At 64.9% G+C, this 10,110-nt stretch carries 10 protein-coding genes; 9 read left to right on the top strand and 1 reads right to left on the bottom strand.

Annotated elements, in window-relative coordinates; all coding sequences use genetic code 11:
• The first annotated feature begins 184 nt into the window (after nt 1-184).
• The 9 genes from pucL (at nt 185) to Q0R23_RS17970 (ending at nt 9,258) form a co-directional block, all read left to right on the top strand.
• A complete protein-coding gene (pucL, locus tag Q0R23_RS18010) occupies nt 185-1,621 on the top strand; it encodes a factor-independent urate hydroxylase (protein ID WP_293915312.1) in 1,437 nt (478 codons plus the stop codon).
• Nucleotides 1,618-2,049 carry a hydroxyisourate hydrolase gene (gene uraH / locus Q0R23_RS18005; RefSeq protein ID WP_293915311.1) on the top strand — a complete coding sequence of 144 codons (432 nt, stop codon included), beginning with the start codon at nt 1,618-1,620 and terminating at the stop codon, nt 2,047-2,049. Before pucL ends, uraH begins: the two co-directional genes overlap by 4 nt.
• Nucleotides 2,050-2,112: 63 nt before the next feature.
• Nucleotides 2,113-2,523: a hypothetical protein gene (locus Q0R23_RS18000; RefSeq protein ID WP_293915310.1), complete on the top strand. Its 411-nt coding sequence runs from the start codon at nt 2,113-2,115 to the stop codon at nt 2,521-2,523.
• A gap of 318 nt (nt 2,524-2,841) precedes the next feature.
• Nucleotides 2,842-3,453 carry a ParA family protein gene (locus Q0R23_RS17995; RefSeq protein ID WP_293915309.1) on the top strand — a complete coding sequence of 204 codons (612 nt, stop codon included), beginning with the start codon at nt 2,842-2,844 and terminating at the stop codon, nt 3,451-3,453.
• The gene (locus tag Q0R23_RS17990) at nt 3,450-3,830 is read left to right on the top strand and encodes a hypothetical protein (protein ID WP_293915308.1); all 381 of its coding nucleotides are present in this window, start codon (nt 3,450-3,452) and stop codon (nt 3,828-3,830) included. Before Q0R23_RS17995 ends, Q0R23_RS17990 begins: the two co-directional genes overlap by 4 nt.
• An 893-nt stretch (nt 3,831-4,723) precedes the next feature.
• Nucleotides 4,724-6,103, top strand: a complete 1,380-nt coding sequence (locus tag Q0R23_RS17985) for a replication initiator protein A (protein ID WP_293915306.1) — start codon at nt 4,724-4,726, stop codon at nt 6,101-6,103.
• 365 nt (nt 6,104-6,468) lie between these two features.
• Nucleotides 6,469-7,461 carry a hypothetical protein gene (locus tag Q0R23_RS17980; protein WP_293915304.1) on the top strand — a complete coding sequence of 331 codons (993 nt, stop codon included), beginning with the start codon at nt 6,469-6,471 and terminating at the stop codon, nt 7,459-7,461.
• Nucleotides 7,462-7,592: 131 nt separating this feature from the next.
• Nucleotides 7,593-8,432, top strand: coding sequence for a PIG-L deacetylase family protein (locus Q0R23_RS17975; protein WP_293915302.1), 840 nt, complete (start codon nt 7,593-7,595; stop codon nt 8,430-8,432).
• A gap of 208 nt (nt 8,433-8,640) precedes the next feature.
• Entirely contained in the window at nt 8,641-9,258 is a 618-nt protein-coding gene (locus Q0R23_RS17970) for a DUF305 domain-containing protein (protein ID WP_293915300.1), read from the top strand.
• Between the two features lie 26 nt (nt 9,259-9,284).
• Here the strand turns inward: Q0R23_RS17970 and Q0R23_RS17965 are convergent.
• On the bottom strand, nt 9,285-10,110 hold an 826-nt coding region (locus Q0R23_RS17965), incomplete at its 5' end, for an HAD-IC family P-type ATPase (RefSeq protein WP_293915298.1).

The raw sequence follows: 10,110 nt of genomic DNA, 5'->3' as shown, positions 1-10,110 counted from the left end.
TGCGGAGCAGTTGCTTAGAGCAGTACTCCGAATTACACCACGGGGAAAACAGCCTCCCCGCGCCTCCATTCTGCGTCCTGCTCAGTCAAAACTACTCGCTCCGCTCGGTCATAAAAAGACCCTTTTTATGACATCTGCTCTAGAGCCCTAAGCATTTCGCCTTGTTCAACCTCGGAGGTCTCCCCTGCCGCAGCTCTCCCCCACTCCGATCAGCCTGGACCAGATCAACGCCCTGAGCGCCGCCGACTTCGGGCGCGTCTTCGGCGGCGTGCTGGAACACTCGCTGCACTACGCCCGCGCCGCCGCTCAGGCCAGACCGTTTGCCAGCCTGGACGAACTGACCCGCGCCTTCGCCGCAGCCGTGGACGCTTCGGGCACGGAACAGCAACTCGCGCTGATCCGTGCCCACCCCGACCTGGCGAGCAAGGCGGCGCTGGCCGGTGACCTCACCCCGGAAAGCGCACGCGAGCAGGCGTCGGCGGGGCTGGGCCACCTGAGCGCCGAGGAATTCGCCGAGTTTCAGACGCTCAGTCAGGCGTACCGGGCCAGCTTCGGTCTGCCGTATGTGGTCTGCGTGCGCGACCATACCAGAGCCGCTATCCTCGCGGGCCTGCGCCAGCGCCTGAGCAACACCGCCGAGCAGGAGCGGACCGAGGCCCTGCGCCAGATCAGCCGCATCGCCCACTGGCGCCTGAGCGATCTGGTGAGCTTACACCAGGCGAGCTTGACTGGAGAGCCGATGACTTCGAATGAGGCGGCTCCTGCACCCACCCCCGGCGTGCGCGTCCGGCTGGGCACCAATAATTACGGCAAGGCCGACGTGCGGCTGTTCAAGGTCAACCGGGACAGCCCCAGGCACAAGGTCACCGATGTGTGGGTGCGGGTGGCGCTGGAAGGCGACTTCACCGCCGCCCACGTGTCGGGCGACAACACCGGCCTGCTGGCCACCGATACCCTGCGCAACACGGTGTATGCGCTGGCGGTAGACGGACTGCACGGCGACGTCGAGGCGTTCGGCAAGGTGCTGATCCGGCATCTGGTGGCCCAGGGACCGACGGTCAGGCGGGTGAGGGTCAGCTTCACCGAACACCTCTGGCAGCGCCTGAGCCCCGGCGGCAGCGAGCACGACCACGCCTTCGTGCGCCAGATGCCCAAACACACCGCCCAGGTCGAAGGCGACGGCGAGCAGTTCCAGGTGACCAGCGGCATCGAGGAGCTGTATATCCTCAAGACCACCGACAGCGGCTGGGCAGGCTTTTTGCGCGAGGAGTTCACCACCCTGCCCGATACCCACGACCGCATCCTGGCCACGGTGGTGTCGTCGCACTGGGAGTACGAGCCGGGCGAGCACGACTACGGCGCCGTCTGGCAGCGGGTGTACAAGGCGCTGCTGAGCACTTTCACCGATCACTACTCGCCGAGCATGCAGGCCACCCTCTACCGCATCGGTGAGGCCGTGCTGGGCGAGTGCCCGGAGATCAGCCGGATCTTCTTCGCCTTTCCCAACCGCCACCACATTCTTTACAACACCGAACGTTTCGGTATTACCAATCCCAACACGGTGTTTCACGCCGACGCCGAACCCTACGGCCAGATCGAAGGCTGGGTCGAGCGGGTATGAGCGGGGCGGGTTCAAATGGGGTAGCGGGCCTGAGCACCCACGTTCTCGACACGGCACGCGGCTGCCCGGCGCCGGGGATCGCGCTTGAGCTGTATCTGGTCGGGCAGGGCGGGCGGCAGTTGCTGACCCAGGCGGTGACCAATGCCGACGGACGCACCGACGCACCGCTGATCGAGCGCGGCCAGCTCCTGCCCGGCACCTACGAGCTGGAATTCCGGGTCGCCGCCTACTTTGCCGGTCTGGGAGCTGCTCAGCTCAACCCTGGCCACCTCGATTCTGGCCACCTCGATTCTGGTCAGCCCGATTCTGGCCAGCCGCCGTTTCTGGATGTGATTACCCTGCGCTTCACGGTGGCCGACACGGCCCGGCATTACCACGTGCCGCTGCTGGTCTCGCCCTGGTCGTACAGCACGTACCGGGGAAGCTGAGGACACAACCTTGGCTGCCAGCGCGGGCCGGTGGACGGGGTTTCGCGGCGTATTCTGATTGGTGTGAACGCCCCCAGCCGCGCCGAGCGCCGTGCCCTGAGTGACGCCCTGAGCGGGGCTGTGCGCGGCCCCGCTGCCGGTATCCAGGCCGCGCTGCACTGGAGCGCCCACACCGAGGCGCTGCTGCTGCGGGTAGGGGCCGAACTGGAACGCTGGGGGCCGCTTCTTCCGGCGCTGCCTTTCGACGAGCGCGAGCGGCTGGAGCGGGAGTGTAAGCACCTCCGTGGGCTGCACCGCCAGCTCAGCAGCCTGCGGGTCCATCACTCCAGACAGCTCCTGTCAGCGGCGCCGGGCAGCTCGGTCTGGCGCGACTGGCTGGGCCTGATCCTCGATCCGCCGGACGCTGCCCCGTCTTGTGAACGCGCCGCGCAGTTGCAAGCACTTGAGCAGCGGTATCAGCGCAGCGGGCCGTAAAATGTCGTCACCCCGCTATGCCTGGTGCTCTGGACAGGCGGCGCAGCAGCGAACAGGCCCGTGTCGTGACCGGAGCCTGGTCATGAGGACCGGAGCGCCTCGCATCGGTCCGAAGTACACCCACCGGGTGAGGATGACGGCCCCGTGCAGTCAGGTTAGAAGTCGAGATTCTTCGTCTGGCACAAGTTTCAGGTAGTTTATAGACTAAGTATAATTTGCGTGATGTCATTCACTCACGCAATCTGACAATGAACGTCTTAATGTTGCGAATTTGCTTTTTCTGCGTAAGCTGGTGTTGAATGTGCGTGGAGGATCAATATGATTTTGTCGCTCGTTTCGTGGAAAGGTGGATGTGGAAAAACCACCAGCAGTATCCATTTCGCAGCGCTGCTCGCCTCGCGCGGCGCGACCATGCTGGTCGACGAGGACCGCAGCCGCAACGCCAGCAACTGGGCCGCCCGTGGCGCGGCGGTGCTGCCGTTCAAGGCTTACCCACCACGGGCGCTGGGGAGTGAGGCCCGCAGGCACGACCACATCGTCATCGACACGCGGGGCGGCCTGGAAGACCAGGACCTGATCGACCTGTACGACAACAGCGACCTGGTGGTGGTTCCAGCGGTGGCCGAGAGCATGACCCTGGAGGCGCTGGTCAACACCGCCAACACCCTGCGCACCCACGGGCGCGACCTGAGCAAGTTGCGCGTCCTGTTCACCATGGCCCGGCGCCCAGCAGGCAAAACTGACAAGGTGGCCGAGGGCAAAGCCGCCGTCTCGGAGCTGGGCATTCACACCCTCAGCGCCACCGTCCGCGCTACCGAAGCCTTCAAAGATGCCTGCGACGCCGGACGCCTGGTGCGCGACACCAGAAATCCGGTGGGCAAGCTGGCCTGGATGGACTACGAACGCGCCTTCAAAGAGCTGGGCCTGTGACTGGCCGCTTTGCCGGACTGAAAAACCTCCAGCAACCGGACACCCTGGCCGAGCAATCATCAGAGGGAAGGCTTTCGCAGCCTGAGCCGTCCGGCAACCCGGTGCCCACCAGTGCCGCTCAGGACTTCGCTGAGGCCACGCGTCCCTGGGAAGCGGCGGGCACGCCACTGGAACCGGTCAAAGCCCTGAATGGCCGGGTGCCCCGCTCGGTTCGGCTGGCGTTTGATCGGCAGTTGACCGACGCGATGGAGGCCCTGGGCACCGACGTCACGGTGGACCTGGCCGTCGAGGCGCTGGCCCGCCTGGTCACCGAGGAACCGGAAGTACGGGAGCGCTGGCTGCACCAGCTCTGGACCCTCAAAAATCGGCCACGCTGAACGAGCAACCAGAATGCCAGACAGCCGTTTTCGGGTAACTCAGGGAGCAAGGCTGGCCTGTCTCGCTCAGACTGAGGCAGAAAGTCAGCCGACGAACCTTCGCCCCCTTCGTCGGATACTCGCCGGGAGACATACCTGAGCGATTAGGCCCCTTCGTGGGAGACATACCTGAGCGATTCTCGGAGACATACCTGAGCGATTGACTCACCCCTATGGGAGACATACCTGAGCGATTGAGACTCAATCGCTCAGGTATGTCTTGATGGTCTGGGAGACATACCTGAGCGATTCTCGGAGACATACCTGAGCGATTGCTCCGAGGGGGCAAAGACATACCTGAGCGATTAGGCCCCTTTGTGGGAGATATACCTGAGCGATTCTCCGAGACATACCTGAGCGATTGGACCCGGCAAAGCCGTCCCAGACAGCTCTGAAAAAAGCTCCTTGGTGGTGTTTTTTCAATCAAGTAGTTAAAACAATAAAGATCTTTACAGAGCTATCTAAATCTGTTCAACCAAACAAGACGTGGGCGAGGGCGGGCGAATCTGAGTGAATCCGGGGCAATTACTGGCGAGATTGGATTTCTGGCGGGTCAAGGGTCGGCAGGGGAGAGGGCACCCCCGTTCAACGGCACCGTTCAACGACACCCTCTCCTCGGCCTGGGTTTGAAGACCCAACACCCGGAGACATACCTGAGCGATCGGGTGCCCGGCTGGGAGACACACCTGAGCGGCCATGCGAAACGCGCCCAGGCAGATTTCACCGGTAATGCCGTTCCAGGCGGCTTTTTCCTGTCGTCGGCTGCACTGGGCCTCCGAACTGGGCCTCCAAGAACACCGGCCCACAAAAGGTCGGTCCCCGGTATACTTGGGATCATTCCCCAAGGAGGCGCCTTGAATTCTCTGGTCCAGTACCGCATCGACGACCTCAATATTTCCAGATTGAACCTGATCGTCGCACTCGACCAGATCGAGGGGCAGCGGGAATGGGCCGTGAGTTACGAGGATGGAGACCGGATCGTCAAGGTCAGTTGCCGCGCTTTGCCGGAACTCGGTGTGCCGCACGGCGTGGATAACGATGTCAACGTGGCGCTGATCGATTATTTCAACCTCCAGGGTCAGCCGGAAGACGGCGTGCTGGAAGTCAGCGCCACCCAGCTTCTGCGGTTGTGCGGATTTCACCAGAATGGCAAGTATTACTTGATGCTCCGCGAGAGTCTGGACCGGCTGCACACCACCTCGTACAGCGTCAGCGGCGGTTGGCGGGACCACCCGAATCGGAGATGGACCCACGCCAAATTCCACTTCATCGAATCATTGGACTACACCGCGCTGGAGGGCGGAACCTTCGACGAGCGCTCGATCATCAAGGTGCGGCTGGCCGAGGCGATCGTCAATAGCCTGCGGGGCGGCTACACCAAGCCGCTGAACTTTGAATTCATGATGTCGCTTTCACGGCCCCGGACGCGGGTGCTGTTCCGGGTGCTGGACGCCATGCGCGTCAACCCGGAGCGGCCAGATGACGTATCCGACGTGTTCGAGATCGGCCTGGTGGACTGGGCCGACCAGTGCAAGATTCCCAGCGCGGTGCCGGGCAACGTCCGCCGCGCCCTACAAGGTCCGCACGAGGAACTGGTCAGGCGCGGGTATCTGCAAGAGGTGCAAGTCACGGGCCGGGGCCGGGCACAGCAACTGCGCTACGTCTTCAATCCGGAGTTCACCCCGATCGATCCGCTGCTCTCCGAACGGCTGCGCCTGCACGGCGTAGCCGACGGGGTGGCCCGGCAACTGGCGGCTGAGGTGTCCCGCGCCGTGCTCAGCGCCAGCATCGACCGCTTCGAGGCGCTGATCGCTTCGGGCTTGCTGGTCGTCAAAAAGACCCCTGCCGCCGCGCTCGTCCACCTGATCCGGCACCCGGACCAGTACCCGACGACGCCCGTTTCGGCGGCGGCCAGCAAACCCGGTGGCGCGACCAGAAGTCGCCAACCCCCCGTGCTGACCACAGGAAGCCCACAGGAGCCCCTGGAGCAACTGACTGGGGAGTTTGCCCTGCGCACGCCTCAGCAGGCCGGAGAGACGGTTGTGCAGCGCCTGACGCTGTACCTGCCCAGACGCTGGAGTCCCGGCGAACTCGATTTGATCCGTCAGGGGGTGGTCACCGGGCAGATCGACCCGGTTGCCCTGCTGCTGGACGCGACCCAGGCGCTCAGCCGGATCGACGGCGACGCTTTCGTGGCGAGCCTCAAGGCGCGGCTGGCCCGACTCGGCGACTGAAAGCTGGATGTCCCACGCCCGCCCGAAACTCAAATGATCGGTGGTGCGGTGAAACGTAAACGAACGACATTCACGCTCGTTTTCGCCACTTTGCCATCGTCTGTCGCTTGCCGATCTCAAGTGTGGTTGTGCGCACGACAGTGGATGACAGCGAGACGGGTCACACCAACCGGATCGAGTCTTTAGTTAGTATGAAAAATGACAATCCGGATCATACTCAAGACCGCCTGCCGTCCATCAATTGTCACTCGTGTCGGCTTCAGTTTAATGAACATCGTATTTACTATTGTGTAGATTGAGATTCAGTAAGTCCAACTTCACGAGGATGAAATATTCGGTGTTCACCTCGCCGTCACACTCGGTCTATGACGACTAGAAGAAGCGGTAATGCTGATCTCGACACCAAGCAGAGCGACACCGAGCGCCTGCTCAACGAAGCCAACTCACGCCACCGGGTCAGTTGGCCGGGCGTCTTCGTCGGGTTACTCACCGGCCTGACCCTGCTGGTCGTCCTGGCGACCTTCGGCGTGGCCATCGGCGCCTCCACCGCCGATAGCCTGGGTGCCCTGGGCATCGGAGCCCTCATCTGGACCGCCCTGAGCGTGCTTATCAGCGCCTACATGGCCGGGTTCACCGCCGTGCGGGCGGGCAACCAGGGGCTGGCCAGTCGGGGGCAGTTCACCGGTCTGGTCACCGGCATGTTGACCACCCTGGCCCTGACGCTGTTTCTCTCGAACCTGGTCAGCGGGCTGGTGGGCAGCGCCAGCAGCGCCATCGGCTCGGTTGTGGGCGGGGTCAGCACGGCGGCCAGCGCCGCTGGCAGCGCGGCAGCGGCCAACCCCGGCACCCAGAACGCCGCTGCGGGCCTGCTGAGCAGCCTGAACACCGACACCATCGGCCAGATCATCGGTGACGCCAGCCCGGACCTGAGCCCGCAACAGGCCACCGCCGCCGCCACCGTGGTGAGCGGCATCATCAGCCGCGCTGGCAACGACTTGGGGGCCAACATCAGCGATGTCAGCAACCTGGGCGAGTTCGTGACCAAACGGGTCGAGAACATCCAGAAAGCGCTCAGCGGCCCACAGTTCGTGACGCGGCTGACCCGTCAGGGGCTGAGCCAGGCGCAGGCCACCGCCACTCAGAAGGCCATCGTGGCGCAGGCCAAGCAGACCGAGCAGCAGGCCACCGACGCGGCGCAGACGGCGGCGCGGATCGCCCGCCAGAGCGCCATCACCGCCGCCTGGAGCACGCTGCTGGCCGCCGGACTCATCATCGGGGCCGCGACGTTCGGAGGCAACCAGGCGGCCAGCACCCGCCGCAAGATCGGCGCCGTGGCCGATCAGACCGGCAAGAACTGAGGTCATGGTTTGGGCAGGGGGCCGCTCCGGGTGGGCGGCCCCTTTCGCTGTCGATTTGGGATATGCCAGACTGAGCAGGTCAAGCCAGACTGAGCAGGTCAAGATTGGAGCCTTCCCGATGAGCCGAACCCATGTCTGAATCCGCGCCTCCGCTTTCCCTGCTGGTGATCGGCGCCCATCCCGACGACTGCGAATTCGGCGCGGGCGGTCTGGCGGCCCTGTGGCGGCGCTCCGGGCAGCGCGTCACCTTCGTCTCACTGACCAACGGCGACGCCGGGCACCACCAACAGGGCGGGGCGCCACTGGCCCGTCGCCGTCTGGGCGAGACGCGGGCCGTGGCCGAGCGCTGGGGTCTGGAATACCTGGTGCTCGACCTTCATGACGGGGAACTGGAACCCAGCCTGGCCAACCGCAAGGCGGTGCTGGAGCTGATCCGCCGCGCCGTCCCCGACCTGATCCTGACCCACCGGCAACACGATTACCATCCGGACCACCGTGCCTGCGCCCAGCTCGTGCTCGACGCGGCGTTCCTGGCCTTCGTGCCCAACGCCTACGCCCTGAGTCAGCCGCTGGCCCGGCGCCCGGTGATCGCCTACCTGCACGACGAGTTTCAGCGGCCCTACCCGTTTCAGGCGGATCTGGTCATCGACACCGGCGCGGTGGTAGGCGACAAAGCCGAGATGCTGCACGCCCACGCCTCGCAGGTCTACGAGTGGTTGCCTTTCGCGGCCCGGCGGAGCGGACCGGTCCCGGAAGGTGAGGCCGAGCGGCGGGCCTGGCTCCAAACCACCTATCTGGACGCCGACGAGCGCCTGGTGCAGCGCTACCGCTCCCAACTGGTGGCCCGCTACGGTGAGGCCCACGCCGCCGGGGTCCGCTCCGCCGAAGCCTTCGAGATCTCGGAATATGGCCCGCCCTGGTCCGCCGAGCTGGAGGAGAAGCTGGCTCTGGTGCTGACGGTGCGGCCATGAGCGCCTGGCGCGGCCAGATGTGGCATTCGGATTGACCACTCCTGACGAACGGTAATCTGGCTCGCCGGTGGCCGAGCGCCCAGGTCCGTATGCTGCTTGAGCTGGTGGTCTCAATGGTTGAGAGCAGCCAGTTGAGGGCAGCTATACGACGAGCTTCGAGCGCCGCCCATACACACGTTCGTTCACTGTCCCGGCTATACTGAACGCTATGCCAACTACACCGAATCCCGTTTTGACAACTGCCCGCACGGCGCTGATGTTGGCCTGCCTGATGACCGGTTCGAACCCCGGCGCCCTGGCGCAGAGCAGCATGCCAGGCATGGACACGAGCGCTCCCAGCGCGGCGCCGGGCAAAGTCAGTCAGTCCGGCGCGATTTCTGCCCTCACGGTGCTGAGCGGCAAAACCTTTGACCGGGCCTTTCTCAGCCTGATGATCCCGCACCACCAGGCGGCGCTAGAGATGGCCAGGGCGGTGCGGCCTGTCAGCAAGGACGCGGCGGTCAAACGCTGGGCCAGCAGCATCATCGCCTCGCAGCAGGCTGAGATCGGCACCATGACGGCCCTGCTCCGGTCCAGGGGCGGCCAGGACGCCAAACTCGCCGCGATAGACGGTATGCAGGGCATGGCAGCTACCGTCAGACGTGCCCGCGACCCGGACACCGCCTTCGTGCAGGGGATGCTGCCGCACCATTCCTCGGCCATCGACATGGCCAACCTGGCCTTGCGAAAAAGTGCCGATCCGGCGGTGCTGAAGCTGGCGCAGAACATCGTGCTGGCGCAGGCCAAAGAGATGTACGGGTTCCGAATCTGGTTGCTGAAAAACTGACGACCAGACCCTGACGAGCACGCCACTCAGGTCGCAGGCTCGGTGGTCTGGACGCTGACCGGCTGGTCGACTGGCTGCCCAGCCTGCACCGGGGGCCTGAAACCGCGTAGCCGCAGGGCGTTGCTGAGCACGAAGACGCTCGATAGTCCCATCGCCGCCGCCGCCAGCACCGGGCTCAGCCGCCAGCCCAGCAGCCCGAACAGTACGCCCGCCGCCACCGGAATCAGCAGGGCGTTGTAGGCGAAGGCCCAGAACAGGTTGAGCCGGATGTTGCGCAGCGTGGCCCGGCTGAGCGCCACGGCGTTCGGCACGCCGCGCAGATCGCCCGACATCAGAATCACGTCGGCGGTCTCCACGGCCACGTCGGTGCCGGTGCCGATGGCCAGGCCCACGTCACTGACGGCTAGCGCGGGCGCGTCGTTGATGCCGTCACCGACGAAGGCGACCCGCTGGCCGCCAGCCTGGAGCGCCTTCACGGCGTCACTCTTGCCAGCAGGCAGCACCTCGGCCAGCACCGTGCTGATGCCGAGCTGCCGGGCAATCGCGTTGGCGGTTCGGGTGTTGTCGCCGGTCATCATGACGACCTTCAGCCCCTGACCCTGCATCGCCTGCACGGCGGCCAGCGCACCGGGCTTGATGGGGTCGGTCACCGCGATGACAGCGGCGAGCTGCCCGTCCACGGCGGCGTACAGCGGGCTCTTGCCCTCGTCACCGAGCCGGGCGGCCTGGGCCGCGAAGCTGCTCACGTCCAGACCGAGTTGCGCCAGGTAGCGGTCGGCGCCGACCTGTACCCGGCGACCTTCGACTAAGGCGCTCAACCCGAAGCCGGGAACGGCCTCAAACGCATTCACC

The sequence above is a fragment of the Deinococcus sp. genome (genome assembly GCF_025362455.1).
Taxonomy (GTDB): Bacteria; Deinococcota; Deinococci; order Deinococcales; family Deinococcaceae; genus Deinococcus.
Note: the sequence above shows the minus strand (reverse complement) of the source record. Positions and strands in the feature narration are given on the sequence as shown.

Coding starts and splice junctions, on each gene's coding strand:
- Q0R23_RS17980 (WP_293915304.1), top strand. CDS start 6,469: ATGACGACTAGAAGAAGCGGTAATGCTGATCTCGACACCAAGCAGAGC.
- Q0R23_RS17970 (WP_293915300.1), top strand. CDS start 8,641: ATGCCAACTACACCGAATCCCGTTTTGACAACTGCCCGCACGGCGCTG.
- uraH (WP_293915311.1), top strand. CDS start 1,618: ATGAGCGGGGCGGGTTCAAATGGGGTAGCGGGCCTGAGCACCCACGTT.
- Q0R23_RS17995 (WP_293915309.1), top strand. CDS start 2,842: ATGATTTTGTCGCTCGTTTCGTGGAAAGGTGGATGTGGAAAAACCACC.
- Q0R23_RS17975 (WP_293915302.1), top strand. CDS start 7,593: ATGTCTGAATCCGCGCCTCCGCTTTCCCTGCTGGTGATCGGCGCCCAT.